Genomic DNA, 14,632 nt, shown 5'->3' with positions numbered 1-14,632 from the left:
TCATAAGTTAGGGTGAATCCGACTTCTAAACTCTAAACCTAAACCCTGCCTACTGTCTAGAACGAAATAGCCCTGTTATAGAAAGGCAAATTACTCTTGAAGAATGGAATAGCTTGTGAACTACCACACACTCCTCCCAAAAAAGTTTATGGTATTTTTGCCATCTGAAATAGCTGTGAAGCCGTAAATTCTAATCCATCAAAAAGTGTATCTATTAATAGCGTATCTCCCATATAAGTCTGCGGTGCTGCATCGGGGTAAAAAACTGTAATGCTTCTCGCCTTGCTATCTACTACCCAAACCCGCAATACCTTAGCATCTAAATAATCTCTCGCTTTAGCAGCTAACTGACCGAAAGTTTGTTCGGGTGAAATAATTTCTATGACTAATTCTGGGGCTACAGGACAGGCTTCATCTTGATTCCAGTCAGGAGATAAGCGTTCGTAAGAAACATATAAAAGGTCTGGTACTGGCACCCAGTCTCGCCCCAGTCTGGTTAATCTTACCGCCCATTCTACACCAATTTCTCCCCGTTCCTCACCCCACTGTTCGAGGATTTTTATTAGGCTTCGGGTGAGGCGAGAATGAAATTTTTTAGGTGACATCTTCGGTACTGCTTGCTCGTCAATAAGTTCGTAGGTAATATCGCCTTCTCCTTCGGGAAGAGTGAGAAACTCTTCCAAAGTGAGTTGAGTTTTTGTCTGGAGCATAATATTCCTCTGCTGTGGGCAGGCAAGTTATATCATTTCCGGTGTAACCGGAAATGATGTTGACTGTTGACGGTTGACTGTTCACAGCGTCAACCGTCAACCGTCAACCGTCAACAGTGAACTCGAATTTACTATTCCGATGCTAACGGATTTGATATTAGTATTATTTTAACTTAAATATTCATTGACATAATACAAATGTTATGATAAAGATTGGCAAAATCTCAGGTTTTAACTGCCGAATTTGCGATCGCATCCTCATCCACACCCCCAAAAGGTTAAGATTCTAATCTGACCCTCCTGCAATCATTGCTTCACCTCCTATGGCAGAAACCTTATTGTTCAACGCCCTCCGCGAGGCGTTAGACGAAGAAATGGCCCGCGACTCCGCCGTATTCGTACTCGGCGAAGACGTAGGTCAATACGGCGGTTCCTATAAAGTCACCAAAGACCTCTACAACAAATACGGCGAACTTAGAGTGCTCGACACCCCGATCGCCGAAAATAGCTTTACAGGCATGGCAGTAGGCGCAGCAATGACGGGACTGCGGCCTGTCATCGAAGGCATGAACATGGGCTTTTTGCTGCTGGCCTTCAACCAAATTTCCAACAACGCCGGAATGCTGCGCTACACATCCGGTGGCAACTTCAAAATGCCAATGGTAATTCGTGGGCCTGGCGGCGTGGGCCGACAACTCGGCGCCGAACACTCCCAGCGGTTAGAAGCATATTTCCAAGCAGTACCGGGTTTGAAAATAGTCGCCTGTTCGACTCCCTACAACGCCAAAGGACTCTTAAAATCAGCCATCCGCGACGATAACCCCGTTCTGTTTTTCGAGCACGTCCTTCTTTACAACCTCAAAGAAAATTTGCCAGAAACAGAATATTTAGTGCCGCTGGACAAAGCAGAAATTGTGCGATCGGGCAAAGATGTCACCATCCTGACTTATTCCAGGATGCGGCACCACGTCTTGCAAGCCGTGCCCGCACTGCTAAAAGAAGGTTACGATCCAGAAGTAATCGACCTAATTTCTCTCAAACCCCTGGACATGGAGACCATCGGCGCATCCATTCGCAAAACTCACAAAGTAATCATTGTAGAGGAGTGCATGAAAACAGGAGGCATCGGTGCCGAACTAATTGCCTCAATCAGCGATCGATTTTTTGACGAACTCGACGCACCGGTTTTGCGCCTGTCTTCACAAGATATTCCCACACCTTACAACGGCAATTTGGAAAGACTGACAATTGTCCAACCCAATCAAATTGTCGAAGCAGTCCAAAAAATGGTAGCTTTGCGAGTATAAATAGTGATTAGTCAGTAGTCATTGGTTGACTGTTGACTGTTGACTGATGACTGTTGACTGATGACTGATGACTGATGACTAAAATCTGCCAACTGCCAACTGTCAACTGACAACTGCCAACTGACCAATGACTAATAATTAAATATGCAAAAACAACGTTCGCTATTAGCCCTAATTTTTGTTCTAATCATCGCCGCCATTACTGTAATAGTAACTATTCCGACGCGGCTGGGATTAGACTTGCAAGGAGGGTCGCAACTCACAATTCAAGTAAAAACTACGCCCACAATTACCAAAATTGACGAGGGAATGTTAAAAGCAGTGCTGCGGATTGTCGAAAACCGCGTCAACGGTTTGGGCGTTTCCGAAGCATTAGTGGTACCGGTGGGTACAGATCAGATCCTTGTTCAGTTGCCTGGAGTGAGCGACCCGCAGCAAGCAGAACGAGTTTTGGGCGGCACGGCAAAGCTAGAATTTCTGGAACAACTGCCCGGAACAGAAACCCAATTAGCCATTGAAAGGCAGTTGCAGCAGGAATTGCTGGTCAAACAAGAAGAATTGAAAATTAACCCGAATGAGGCTGCTATTAAAGAAAATCAGGCTGCTTTGAAAAGAAGTAATGAGGCGATCGCCAAACTCTTCAAAAGCACCGGCCTCGGTGGCGAAAACCTCAAAGACGCTCAACCTCAACCCTTGGCGGCTGGGAACAACTGGAACGTTGCTCTCGTTTTCGATGCCCAAGGAGGCGAACTATTCGCCCAACTAACGAAAAATTTAGCCGGCACCGGACGCAGTATCGGTATTTTCCTAGACGAAAGAATGATCAGTTCTCCCGTCGTCGGCGTTGAATTTGCCCAAACAGGAATTACTGGTGGGAGTGCCGTAATTCAAGGCAACTTTACAACGCAAGAAGCCAACGATTTGGCAGTGCAATTGCGCGGTGGTGCTTTGCCTGTGCCGGTCGAAATTGTCGAAAACCGCACAGTCGGCGCTACCTTGGGTAGAGACAGCATTCAAAGCAGTATTAACGCAGGTATCGGCGGCTTAATTTTAGTCTTGATTTTCATGGTTGCCTACTATCGACTCCCCGGCATAATTGCCAATATTTCTCTGTTAATTTATGCTCTGTTAACTTGGGCAGCTTTCGTGCTTTTGGGAGTGACATTAACCCTGCCGGGAATTGCTGGTTTTGTGCTCAGCATCGGGATGGCAGTGGATGCTAACGTGCTGATTTTTGAGCGCACGCGGGAAGAGTTGCGCGCGGGGAAATCGCTTTATCGATCGGTCGAATCGGGTTTTTACCGCGCTTTTTCCAGCATTTTAGACGGCAACGTCACAACAGTTATTGCTTGTCTTGCTTTGTTCTCCTTGGGCGCAGGTTTAGTTAAAGGGTTTGCTGTAACTCTGGGATTGGGCGTAGTAGTGAGTATGTTTACTGCGCTCACTTGCAGCCGCACTCTGCTGTTCGTAGTATTGAGCTTTCCAGCATTGCGGAAACCTCAGTTGTTTTGTCCTAATTTGTCGAAAACTGCTAATAGTTAATGGGTAATTGGTAGTTGGTAATTGGTAATTGGTAGTTGGTAATCGGTAATAGTTATCAACTACAAACCGCTAAAAATTAGTTGTAAATTAATTACCAATGCCCAATGCCCAATGCCCAATGCCCAATGCCCAATGCCCAATTACCAATTCCCAATTCCCGCTAAATTATGAAATTCAGTGTAATCAAATATCGATCGCTCTGGTGGAGTATTTCCGCCGCTATAATCCTCGCAGGTATAGTGTCGATGGCGATTTCTTGGACTCGTCCCGACATCCGCGCACCGCTGCGGCCGAGTTTGGACTTTATCGGCGGCACTCGGCTGCAATTTGAACTCGACTGCACGAAACCGGAAAATTGTAAACCCATCGATCTTGCTGCTGTCCGCCAAGTCCTGGACACCCAAGGTTTGGCCGGTAGCAGCATTCAAGTTATCGGCACAGAACAGCGAGGTTTATCGTTACGAACGAAAACTTTGGATGTCGAACAGCGGACTAATTTGCAAACAGCTTTGAGCGAAAAGATAGGTGCTTTTTCTCCTCAATCTACTCAAATTGATACGGTTGGGCCTACCCTCGGCAAACAGTTGTTTACTTCGGGTTTGCTGGCTTTGTTGGTTTCTTTTGCTGGAATTACTGCTTATCTGACATTCCGATTTCAGTTGGATTATGCCTTTTTTGCTTTTGTGGCTGTGTTTCACGACGTGTTGATCACGCTTGGTGTTTTCTCGTTTTTGGGTTTAGTTCAAGGACTGGAAGTTGACAGTTTATTTGTGGTCGCGCTCTTGACACTTATCGGTTTTTCTGTTAATGATACTGTGGTAATTTACGATCGCGTGCGAGAAGTAATCAAGCTAAATCCGGGACAGTCGATCGATCAAATTGTCGATGATGCTGTCATGCAGACGCTGGGAAGGTCAATTAACACAACGTTTACCACGCTGCTGACATTGTTTTCAATCTTTTTGTTTGGCGGCGAAACCCTCAAATACTTTGCTTTAGCTTTGATTGTCGGTTTTATTGCTGGTTCGTATTCGAGTATTTTCGTTGCCAGTACGCTACTAGCTTGGTGGCGCAGTCGGACCGGTCACTCCATCCCCGTCCCCGCAGAAGGAATCAACCAGTCAGAGGAAGTTTAATTGACTGTTAACGGTTAACTGTTGACGGTTAACTGTTGACTGACTAATAAATCATCAATAACCAATAACCAATGACAAATGACAAATAACAAATAACAAATGACTACTGACCAAACTTTTGAAATTGAAGTCCAAAGGCTTCACAAACTAACAGTTTACGGCCGCTGGTTAACTGTGATATTGCTGTGGATTAGCGTCGGTTCTTTGAGCATTTGGGGTTTGCGACGCGAAATAGCTTTGTGGTTAGAACACTTCACTTGGGCGGCGGTGCGCTATGGTTTATCTTTTCATCGCTGGCCCACTCTCGGTTTGGGTTTGTGCTTGGGGATGACTTTAGGAGTGCTAACTTGGCAAAGTCGCAATATGATGCGAGGATTGCCCCACCGGGAAAAACAGGGTTTGGAACAACAAGTTCGCCGCATTCGCCAACAGGGGCCGAGTCATCCTTTGTGGAAGTGGGTTTGCAAAGGTTCGCGGTAGCTGACGGGCTTTATTCTTTAGTCTCAAGCGAGAGGAACGAAAGTTTGACAAGAAGCGGTTTCAACCGCCGAGTCCCTAACTTTTATTGCTTCTGCCTTCTGCCTTCTGCCTTCTGCCTTCTGCCTTCTGCCTTCTGCCTTCTGCCTTCTGCCTTCTGCCTTCTGCTATATCACGCAAAGCGAGGCAAAATCTGTGCTAGGGAAGACTGTTGAAGTGGAATTTCGATCGCAAATTCTGCTCCTTTTCCCAGTTCCGAAAAGCACTTCAATGCGCCGCCATGTTGGTTCACAACAATTTCATAGCTAATCGACAGTCCCAAACCCGTTCCTTGACCGACCGGCTTAGTAGAAAAGAAAGGGTCAAACAACCGCTTCCGAACATCTTCTGTCATCCCCGGGCCGTTGTCAGAAATTTTAATTATTACCTTTTTTTTATCAATTAACTCGGTGCGAATCCGAATCGTAGGAATCAGGCAGGTAGACTTATAAACTGATGATTTAGTCTTTGTACAAGACTGATTTTGCTCGCATGATTGCGACTTTTTCGCGCTTTTATTATCGACATTTTCGTGTTTATTAGACTCAACAAGAGCGTAAATTGCATTAAGTAAAATATTCATAAATACCTGATTGAGCTGTCCGGGATAGCACTGCACCAGCGGCAAGTCGCTGTATTCTTTGTGAATTTCGATCGCCTCGTACCCCGGTTTCCCTTTAAGCTGGCTTTGCAACAGCATAATCGTGTTGTTGATACCGTCGTGAATGTTGACCTGCTTCATTTCAGCTTCGTCTAATCTGCAAAAATTCCGCAGCGACAAAACGATGTCGCGCACTCTTTCTGCACCTTGCTGCATAGAATTTAAGACTTTCGGCAAGTCTTCTAGCAAATAATCGAGTTCGATTTTTTCTGCTTCCGCTTCAATTGCTGCGATGGGTTCGGAACAGTGCTGTCGGTAGATGTCAAGCATCTGCATTAAAGCTTGCGTGTACTCTTTAGCGTGGTGCAAATTGCTGTAAATAAAGCCGATCGGATTGTTGATTTCGTGAGCTACTCCTGCTACTAACTGCCCCAAAGAAGACATTTTCTCTGTTTGAATTAGTTGAGTTTGAGTGCGCTGAAGTTCCAGCAGGGCAAGTTCTAGCTGTTGGGCTTGATGTCTCAATTGCGCTTGCGACTCGCGCATCGCCACGGTTGATAACTCGTGAATTTGTAACTGAGAAAGCAGCAGTTGGTGTACGTCTAAAAGTTTGTAAGTTTCCGGTTCTACTTGTACTACAATTGGTTCGTGGATTAATTCGGGCGATCGCTCCAAAGACTGCCGCACTGCTGTCATAATTGAGGTTTCGCGATCGAGAACCAACATATCAGTTTTAGTAAAGCGGTAGAGTATGAACAAAGGCTGTTGAGAAAATAACTCCAAGCTGTAGGGGCGGCTCATGTGTTCAAAATAACGCCGCCGCGAAATCATCCCTATAAACTTTCCTTGCTGAGTGATGATGATGCCCGGAACTAAAGGGTTTGCTTGAAAAATTTTAGCAACTTCGTCCCCCGGACACTCAGATTCTAGGAGAAAGTCGTACAGGGTTAATTCCTGTAGAGTCGATCGCAAACCAAGCGGCGATTTTAGGGGACTCAACCCGTCAGTTTCATACACTGCTCCCTCCTTTGGTAATTGGCAGTTGCGGTTGGCTGCTGGAGTCTTGTCTACTATTTAGAAGGCCTTTTCAACTCTTTTTATAGCTTAGTCATCAACTTTCCTCTGCTCCCTCAAATCCAGTTAATTCAGCAGGATTCTTTTTTGCCTTAAATCGTGCTGGTGTCCCCCGAAACGATATTGCAGGTGAGATTGATTTAACAGCAGACACCCCTTTGAAACCTGACTATGTATTGAATTTTATATATCCAAGATTTTACTAATCCGAATATAACAGTCATAACTATTTTTAATGTTTGATGACATTAATTTGGTTCAGATGGATAGACATCTGCGACCTGTGGCAGTACATTTCGTATTGCCCCTTGCGTAAAATTATATTACAATAAGACAAGAATAGCGACAAATCTGCAGCCGATCGCCCGATTTTAAAATTCAGGCAAAACAGGTTTCCGGCAATTGCCAATAAATCTCAATTGTCAGTTTTTTCGCACAAATGCCGATCGCACTCAACCCGAATATTGTATTGTAGGTAGTCTTCCAGCCAGGGACAGCCGATGGCGAGCAATTTGTCAAGTTCGGCAGCTTATACTTTAGCCGCATCGACACTCCAAAGCTTCACCAACGAAATTTTTCCCGACAGATGCTAAAGTTGTGCGATCGCCACTAAAACTCACATTCCACACATCCGCTTGATGTGCCTTAAAAGTTTCCCGAAAATTATCGTCGGGCTACCAACATGATATTTAAATTCCGTTGCTGGAAAATCGGAGACAGAGAATCAAGAGGAAGCTGAAGGAAATAATTGTATTTTACCCGACATTTCTCCAACTTCAACTTCAATTGGAGGAAGTTGGTGTGCTTGCGATAATATTTCACTCATTATTACTTCTCCTCCCCCTTGATTTTAGGCAATTCTCATTAGAAACTCTAAGATGTTGATTTGAGGAACCTCCGGGGGTCGGGTTTGATTTGGCGATCGCACTGAGCTAAATTGAAATGACATTTGAGGAAAGTAAGCGACGGTTTCCATGTGCGGTTTCCCGAACGAGAGGTGGTAATTGTATACACGGCGGGACGATCGTACTTTCAGTACAATGTCAGTATTTCAACCTGTACACCTCTTTAGTCTGAGTCTCTGAGAGTGTGGAAGTCGCTCTCATCCTTTCGTTGTCTGGATTTGAAGTTTTTCAAGGATTAGGCGGTGCGAGGGTTAGAAGCAGACAGTTAACTAAACGGCACAAGGAAAGATGGACAGATGGGATAAGCCTAGAAGCGAGAGAGTGAGGGAATTTTCATCATCATACATTCAGAAAATCACGACAGCAGCAGCAAGATCACCCAAAAGAATGATTGATTCAAAAAAAGTGGCGTGTTATATTTCAATATAATTCTATACAAAAATACTTTTACCTAAAAGGAGAACAAAAAATGGACACACCTACAGAACGCCTACAAGAACCAGTCGGGACAAGAGAACTCGAATCAATACCTGTATCTGAAAAAGTTTCTGCCGACAAAATGAGTGAGGTTAATTTTGAAACGACTCCTTTAGAAACCCCTACTTATACTCAGGAAAAAGTTAGCGTCGAGGAGTTGAAGATTAACGGCGACGATTTGGTTGCTAAAGTTAAAGAACTGATGCACGAAGGCCATATCCGCCGCATCATTATCAAAAATGAAGAGGGACGGGTATTGGTAGAAGTTCCTCTGACGGTGGGAGTAGTCGGCGGAGTCATCGGTGCGGCGTTGTTTCCAGTCATTGCAGCAATAGGAGCGATAGGTGCATTAGTCGCTCACCTTACCATCATCATTGAAAGAACCGAGTAAAAAAACTCAGTTGTCAGTAATGCTCATGTCCGGTTAATTTCCTGTAATAAAGCTTGTTTGTAGTGAGTACGACTATCCTCTGTTGATGGATGAGAAAAAACTGGGCTTTATTACTAAAAACTTAATTGTGGCTATCTAATCGGACTTAAACACATTTCAAGCACAAACGGGCTTTATAAATATAGCAATCCTTGCAGGAGTCGTAATTTTTTTTACGACTCCTGCAAATGATTGCTATATGCTTGCACAGCAAACATTATAAATAACTCATTTAGCGGGTATTCTTTGTTGAAGTCGGGCTCATCCTATTCCTTTGAGGAGTTGGGCAATCACTCTGAGGGTAGAGCCTGGTTAATACCTTAACGAGTTAGATTCGATACAGATGAAGGAAAAGCCAAAAGTTCTCTAAACTCCCTAAGCAGAAAGCTGTTAAGCATTTAAACTGGGTATGACCAAAACGTTAAATGCTTACACATGAATCTTGCCTGAATCTTGACAATGCTGAACAGCTTAGCTCAAGTTTTCCAACCAGAGCATCTCCTACAGACAAATATTTTTTGAATAATAGTTGTGGCGAAGATAATTATGAAACCTAACGAAGAAAATAGTTCTAGCCGTGAAATTCATCAAGAAGTTCACACAGATGCAAGTAACGGTCACGTCAGTACAACGCGAACCACTACAAGTGTTCCGGGTACAACGGGGAAGGCTTCTAAAGAAGCAGCTCATCACCAAGGTTATGTACAAGGTCAAATGGCGGAAAACCACCGCCAACTTGGAGTCCAAGAAGTCCGCGATAATGAGAATGCTGGTCGCGGGTTACTGTTAGGGATTCTTCTTACTTCTTTGGTAGGCTTAGTTCTGGGCACTGTATATTACTTCAATCGGGGTGAGGAGGCTCCTACTCCTGCTTCTGCTCCTGTGATTGTTGTACCGAAAGCGAATCAACCTTCCGCAACACCTGCTCCGACTCGGACTATAGAGAGAGAAAAAACGATCATTGAAAAGGTTGTTCCGGTTCAACCAAGTCCAGCTCAAAACGCTACGCCTGATCCTCAACCAAGTCCAGCTCAACAGGCAACTCCGGCTCCTCAAGCAAATCCGTCTCCCAATATCAATATTACAATTCCAAATTCACAGCAGCAAGATGCACCCGCTCAGGAAGCAGCGCCGTCTCCATCTTCGCCGTCAAATAATACCAATACTACGGTTCCGACTCCGCAGAATGAGCCAGCTTCGACTCCGCCAACTCCAGCACCTGAGAGTTCAGCTACTCCACCCCCAACTCAAGATGAGGGCGCTCCAGGAGCAGGTAGCAGCGGCGAAACTAATACCGAAAGCCGGAGCGATTCTAATCCTACAGATACGGCTGTACCTGAGAGCAACTCCGGCGCAGAGGGTGCGACTGGTTCACCGCAATAGAAGTTGGATGTCGAATTAGTCCGCCAGGGGTTCAAACCCCTGACTCATAGCTAAAGTCCTTGAAAGCTGATATCTGGCACCATTCTCAATTAGCCTTTTATGAACAGGCTTTCGGGCCTGTTAAGCGAGAATGGTGCAACATCTCAGACTAACCGGACATTGTGGCTCAACTCAAAAAACCTGGTTTCTGCGATGGAAAACGTTTTAAGATTGTGCCAACCTATCCTAAGAAACAGTTTGGTGAACTAATTTAACTTTCCCTAAAGCCGTCTTCCTGCTGTCAAAGAGTTTCATCACCCCGGAGGAGATGGTCTCGATGACATCGGGAGAACAATAAGACAGAAACTCTTCCGAGGAAATATGACCGGCAAAAAACTCTTGAGCTTTCTTCAAAAAGTTTTCAGTTTCAGCAAAGCCGATAGATTTGATAATAAACGTAGCTACGGGAGAGTTTTTAATATCATAGGGAGATTCTTGATTTCTTCCTATTGCTAACAAATTTAAAACCTCTTTTTCCAACTGAGTTTCTAATGGGTAGGCGATCTGTTTGTTGGGCAAGTAATCCTCTAAAACCGAGGTCTTAAATCCGGGGGCGCGCAATTCTCCCATCATAGTAGAAAGCGGAATATCGCGCCCCAATCGGTAGGAAAGAGCTTCTAAAATGGCGATGGTAATTAGCTTGATACCCAGATAAAGTTTAGCAACTTCGATATTTTTGCGAGTTCGGGCAATCAGGTTAGCGTAGGTTTCATCGTCCGGCTCTTGCATAAACTTCTGGAAAACCAGTTCGGGTTTGAGGAAGTTCAAAAATCCTTCCATTTTTTGCAGAGACCTGCGATATCCGGCAACAGTATAGGAATTAACATTGCTCAATTCGTGGTTAGTTTCTGGCATCAAATTCCAGGTATTGTCTAAGAAATTAGAGGAATTTGGAGATGCAAAATTCTCGACATCTCTATTTGCTAGCCTGACAGAACGCTTGGCAATTTCTACGGTTTGGGCATCGCTCCATCCCAAGTTAAAATCGCGATTTATACTTACCAAACGTTGGTACAAAAGTTCGATCGCGCTCAAACCGCTGGGCGAAAGGGGACGAAAAGGAATAGTAGCTTCGATGCAAGCGGCGATTTCGGCGATCGTACTAGCTGGCAAAAAAGGCTCCAAAGATTTGGCAGCAATAACGGCACTCAAAAATTCGTTTTGGCCACCAAACGGAGAGAGAGCCTTGCCGGGAATAAACCCAAATACTGAGGCCACTAGCTGATACATGGCATCGTCGGGCAGTTCGGTTTCATCTCTAATAACTAACTGCGATCGCACTTCTTTGACAAATGGACAAAGGGCGCTACTAATATTGAAACTAACGCCCTGATCGACTTGCACGTACACGAGGTCGTGAAACAGCGCAGCCAGCACCTCGATCGGATCGACTGACCCTCCGACCTCAAAAATGTGTTCCGACGTGTGAAAGTAGCGCCAAGGCCCTCTCATCGTTTGAATGATTAGCTCAGCTATCTGCTCCAGCTTTGGAATGTCTACTCGACCTCCCAATTGCTCGATCGAGCTTACCAAGCAATCCAAGCACCGTTTTTGTTCTGCCAAAAGCTCCATTTACACACCTCCAGTGCATTCCCTGATTGTCTTGCGCTTGATTGCATGGTATCAAAACGCGCTGCGATCGTGCCATGATTTGTCACTCAAAAATTTCAAATTTTAGGGTGAAACAGCGAGAGGGGGTCAGGGAAAGAGGAAGAGGGAGGAAGAGCGAGGGAGAAGGAGGGAGAGGGAGAGCGGGAAATTAAATATTAAAAATTCTACCGTTGTGGAGATTCGCGCAACTTGGGCGATCTGTATCATAAATTACAGTAAACATGACAAAAAGTGGGTAAAAACTTGATGAATTTTTGAGGAAATTATGAGGGATTTTTGACAAAAGCTGTGGGTGGCATTGACACCTGCTTCAAGCTGCTGTCGTATAAATACTGCGTGTGGCCTCAGAATAAGATTCCTAGACGTGCTGATAAACCTCTTGATATTTGCGCTGATACACTTCAGTTGATTAGCTTTCGGGCCGTTGGTCTAAAGCTTCCTCGATCGCCACTTTAACTGCTGCCTTGGTTTGCTGTCGCCTCCCCCACTCTAACACAAACAGAACTTACGCAACTGTCACAAGTTCTCCTAGCACCATGCAGCACAAAATCAGACAATCAACATGGGAACATCGGGGCGTTTCAGCGGCTCAATTAAATAATTGGACAACATCAATCGAGCTTCAACACCCCCTTAAGCCCTTAGTCCCCCTCTGCTGGGACTTCGTATGTTTAGACGTGATTTAAATCGCCGAATCAACTGTTAAATACCCAACTTCTTTAAGAAGTCGGGGATGGGGGTATTGTGTGTTTTGAGCCGTTGCTGACTTACTGCATCCGATCGATCGTCCGATACTGCACCGCCTCCGCCACATGATTCGTTTTCAAGCTTTCATCCCCCGACAAATCAGCAATAGTTCTAGCAACCTTCAAAATGCGATCGCTAGCCCTCGCCGAAAGCCCCAACTTCCGAATCGCCATCTCCAACAAATTCCGAGAAGCCTCATCCAACTGACACCATTTGTTAATGTGATTGCTTTGCATCTCCGCATTACAGCGCAAACTAGATTCCGACTGAAAACGGCGAGTAGCGAGCTCTCGCGCCCGCTGCACCCTCACCCGCACCGGTTCCGACTCCTCCCCCGTCGGCTGTCGCGTAATTTCTTCAGGTTTCAAACGATTAACTGCCACTTGCAAATCAATCCGATCCATCAAAGGACCCGAAAGTTTTGCCCAATATTGCTCCCTCTTTTGCGGCGAACAAGTACACTGTTGAATCGAATCGCCGTAATAACCGCAAGCGCAAGGATTCGTACTCGCAACTAAAGTGAATTGAGCCGGAAACATCACCGATTGTCTAGTTCGAGAAATTGTCACATAACCATCTTCCAGCGGTTGTCGCAAAAACTCCAAAACATCTCTTTTAAACTCAGTTAATTCATCCAAAAAAAGAATGCCGCGATGTGCTAAAGAAATTTCACCCGGACGCGGAAAACTGCCGCCACCTACCAAAGAAGGGCCAGATGCTGAATGGTGAGGACTGCGAAAAGGTCGATCGCTCACCAGCATTCCCTTATCCTTCAACAACCCAGCAACCGAATGAATTTGAGTTACATCCAAAGCTTCCTCAAAAGTCAGCGGCGGCAAAATACCCGGCAAACGCCTCGCCAACATAGTCTTACCGCTCCCTGGCGGCCCCACAAAAATTAAATTGTGTCCCCCCGCAGCCGCAATTTCCAAAGCCCGTCGCGCGTGAATTTGCCCCTTTACATCCTTTAAATCCAAACCCGGCAACCGCGTTTTTGCTAATTCTTCTCGAGCGTTTACTTCTACAGGCGAATAAACTCCAGGATTGTTCAAAAAATCCGTAACTGCAAAAATATTCTCAAAACCATAAACAGATATTCCGTGCACCAAAGCCGCTTCTTGCGCGTTACCAGCCGGTACAACTAATCCTGAAATACCCATTTTTTGAGCAGCAGCGGCGATCGGCAAAACTCCAGCCACAGGCCGCAAACTCCCATCTAAAGAAAGTTCCCCTAAAAACAAATAATCTCCCAAAAGTTCCGCGCTGACTTGTTCCGATGCTGCTAAAATGCCAATGGCGATCGGCAAATCAAAACTCGGCCCTTCCTTCCGCAAATCCGCCGGAGTTAAATTAATCACAATACTCCGCATCGGAAAAGCATATCCCGAATTTTTTAGGGTAGCCTTAACCCTTTCTTTAGCTTCTTGCACCGCAGAATCTGGCAATCCCACCACCACAATTTTCGGTAGTCCGCCCGACACATCAGCCTCAACACCAACCTTTACCGCGTCAATTCCAACGATCGATGCACTCCAAACCCTAGCAAGCATTTTTCTTTATCCTTAATTTGCCTGTCCTTGATTCATCATCTATTATGATTAACAATGACTAATGAATATCGGGAGAGGCAAGAAAAACTTTTCCTTGCCTCTTCTTTTTCTCCTCTTCCTTCTCTCCTGCTGAGTCTTCCCTCTTCCCTCTTCCCCTTCTCCCTTCCCACTTCCGCCTTCCCTCTTCCCACTTCCCACTTCCCCCTTCCGCCTTCTTCCTTCTTCCTTCTTCCTTCTTCCTTCCTTAACACCCATGACAACTCAAGAAACGCTTTTCAGCAAAATCATCCGCAAAGAGATTCCAGCAGACATCGTTTATGAAGACGACTTGGCCCTCGCGTTCAGAGATATCCATCCGCAAGCACCCGTCCACATCCTCGTCATTCCCAAACAGCCTATTGCCAAATTAGCCGATGCCGAGTCGGAAGATCATGCTCTCATGGGACACCTGCTGCTGACTGTCAAGCGGGTAGCAGACCAACTCGGACTTAGCAACGGCTATCGCGTCGTCATTAATAGCGGCAGCGACGGCGGCCAAACTGTAGACCACCTGCACCTTCACATTCTCGGCGGACGGCAGATGAAGTGGCCCCCAGGCTAAAGG

Annotated in this window: 12 protein-coding genes; 7 read left to right on the top strand and 5 right to left on the bottom strand. The window is 45.5% G+C overall.

Annotated elements, in window-relative coordinates:
* Positions 1–146: 146 nt before the first annotated feature.
* Positions 147–710: a Uma2 family endonuclease gene (locus QUB44_RS18835; protein WP_333369816.1), complete on the bottom strand. Its 564-nt coding sequence runs from the start codon at positions 708–710 to the stop codon at positions 147–149.
* Between the two features lie 323 nt (positions 711–1,033).
* On the opposite strand from QUB44_RS18835, the gene QUB44_RS18830 reads away from it, so the two are divergent.
* The 4 genes from QUB44_RS18830 to QUB44_RS18815 all read left to right on the top strand — a co-directional run bounded on the left by QUB44_RS18830 (position 1,034) and on the right by QUB44_RS18815 (position 5,175).
* Positions 1,034–2,017 carry an alpha-ketoacid dehydrogenase subunit beta gene (locus QUB44_RS18830; protein WP_333369815.1) on the top strand — a complete coding sequence of 328 codons (984 nt, stop codon included), beginning with the start codon at positions 1,034–1,036 and terminating at the stop codon, positions 2,015–2,017.
* Positions 2,018–2,161: 144 nt separating this feature from the next.
* Complete coding sequence (secD, locus tag QUB44_RS18825) at positions 2,162–3,559, top strand: protein translocase subunit SecD (RefSeq protein ID WP_333369814.1); 1,398 nt, start codon at positions 2,162–2,164, stop codon at positions 3,557–3,559.
* A gap of 167 nt (positions 3,560–3,726) precedes the next feature.
* Positions 3,727–4,695: a protein translocase subunit SecF gene (secF, locus tag QUB44_RS18820; RefSeq protein WP_333369813.1), complete on the top strand. Its 969-nt coding sequence runs from the start codon at positions 3,727–3,729 to the stop codon at positions 4,693–4,695.
* A 99-nt stretch (positions 4,696–4,794) separates the two neighbouring features.
* A complete protein-coding gene (locus tag QUB44_RS18815; protein WP_333369812.1) occupies positions 4,795–5,175 on the top strand; it encodes a hypothetical protein in 381 nt (126 codons plus the stop codon).
* 169 nt (positions 5,176–5,344) lie between these two features.
* Here QUB44_RS18815 and QUB44_RS18810 read toward each other — a convergent pair whose 3' ends face one another.
* Positions 5,345–6,829, bottom strand: a complete 1,485-nt coding sequence (locus QUB44_RS18810) for an ATP-binding protein (protein ID WP_333369811.1) — start codon at positions 6,827–6,829, stop codon at positions 5,345–5,347.
* 1,431 nt (positions 6,830–8,260) lie between these two features.
* On the opposite strand from QUB44_RS18810, the gene QUB44_RS18805 reads away from it, so the two are divergent.
* Entirely contained in the window at positions 8,261–8,659 is a 399-nt protein-coding gene (locus QUB44_RS18805) for a DUF4342 domain-containing protein (protein ID WP_333369810.1), read from the top strand.
* Positions 8,660–9,244: 585 nt separating this feature from the next.
* Positions 9,245–10,081, top strand: coding sequence for a hypothetical protein (locus QUB44_RS18800; protein ID WP_333369809.1), 837 nt, complete (start codon positions 9,245–9,247; stop codon positions 10,079–10,081).
* A 225-nt stretch (positions 10,082–10,306) separates the two neighbouring features.
* Here QUB44_RS18800 and QUB44_RS18795 read toward each other — a convergent pair whose 3' ends face one another.
* From QUB44_RS18795 to QUB44_RS18785, 3 genes are all read right to left on the bottom strand, one after another.
* The gene (locus QUB44_RS18795; protein ID WP_333369808.1) at positions 10,307–11,692 is read right to left on the bottom strand and encodes a hypothetical protein; all 1,386 of its coding nucleotides are present in this window, start codon (positions 11,690–11,692) and stop codon (positions 10,307–10,309) included.
* An 806-nt stretch (positions 11,693–12,498) separates the two neighbouring features.
* Positions 12,499–14,028 carry a YifB family Mg chelatase-like AAA ATPase gene (locus QUB44_RS18790; RefSeq protein ID WP_333369807.1) on the bottom strand — a complete coding sequence of 510 codons (1,530 nt, stop codon included), beginning with the start codon at positions 14,026–14,028 and terminating at the stop codon, positions 12,499–12,501.
* Between the two features lie 48 nt (positions 14,029–14,076).
* On the bottom strand, positions 14,077–14,283 hold the full coding sequence (locus tag QUB44_RS18785) for a hypothetical protein (RefSeq protein ID WP_333369806.1): 207 nt from the start codon (positions 14,281–14,283) through the stop codon (positions 14,077–14,079).
* On the opposite strand from QUB44_RS18785, the gene QUB44_RS18780 reads away from it, so the two are divergent.
* A complete protein-coding gene (locus QUB44_RS18780; protein ID WP_333369805.1) occupies positions 14,282–14,629 on the top strand; it encodes a histidine triad nucleotide-binding protein in 348 nt (115 codons plus the stop codon). The genes QUB44_RS18785 and QUB44_RS18780 overlap by 2 nt on opposite strands.
* Positions 14,630–14,632 lie beyond the last annotated feature (3 nt).

It is taken from the genome of Microcoleus sp. AT3-D2, from assembly GCF_036705715.1.
Lineage (GTDB): Bacteria > Cyanobacteriota > Cyanobacteriia > Cyanobacteriales > Microcoleaceae > Microcoleus.
The sequence above is the reverse complement of the archived record's forward strand: the minus strand, read 5'-3'. Positions and strand labels throughout refer to the sequence as shown.

Bases quoted from the DNA above. Each gene is read 5' to 3' on its own strand.
- QUB44_RS18835 (WP_333369816.1), bottom strand. From the start codon at position 710: ATGCTCCAGACAAAAACTCAACTCACTTTGGAAGAGTTTCTCACTCTT.
- QUB44_RS18830 (WP_333369815.1), top strand. From the start codon at position 1,034: ATGGCAGAAACCTTATTGTTCAACGCCCTCCGCGAGGCGTTAGACGAA.
- secD (WP_333369814.1), top strand. From the start codon at position 2,162: ATGCAAAAACAACGTTCGCTATTAGCCCTAATTTTTGTTCTAATCATC.
- secF (WP_333369813.1), top strand. From the start codon at position 3,727: ATGAAATTCAGTGTAATCAAATATCGATCGCTCTGGTGGAGTATTTCC.
- QUB44_RS18815 (WP_333369812.1), top strand. From the start codon at position 4,795: ATGACTACTGACCAAACTTTTGAAATTGAAGTCCAAAGGCTTCACAAA.
- QUB44_RS18805 (WP_333369810.1), top strand. From the start codon at position 8,261: ATGGACACACCTACAGAACGCCTACAAGAACCAGTCGGGACAAGAGAA.
- QUB44_RS18800 (WP_333369809.1), top strand. From the start codon at position 9,245: ATGAAACCTAACGAAGAAAATAGTTCTAGCCGTGAAATTCATCAAGAA.
- QUB44_RS18795 (WP_333369808.1), bottom strand. From the start codon at position 11,692: ATGGAGCTTTTGGCAGAACAAAAACGGTGCTTGGATTGCTTGGTAAGC.
- QUB44_RS18790 (WP_333369807.1), bottom strand. From the start codon at position 14,028: ATGCTTGCTAGGGTTTGGAGTGCATCGATCGTTGGAATTGACGCGGTA.
- QUB44_RS18780 (WP_333369805.1), top strand. From the start codon at position 14,282: ATGACAACTCAAGAAACGCTTTTCAGCAAAATCATCCGCAAAGAGATT.
- QUB44_RS18785 (WP_333369806.1), bottom strand. From the start codon at position 14,283: ATGGGTGTTAAGGAAGGAAGAAGGAAGAAGGAAGAAGGAAGAAGGCGG.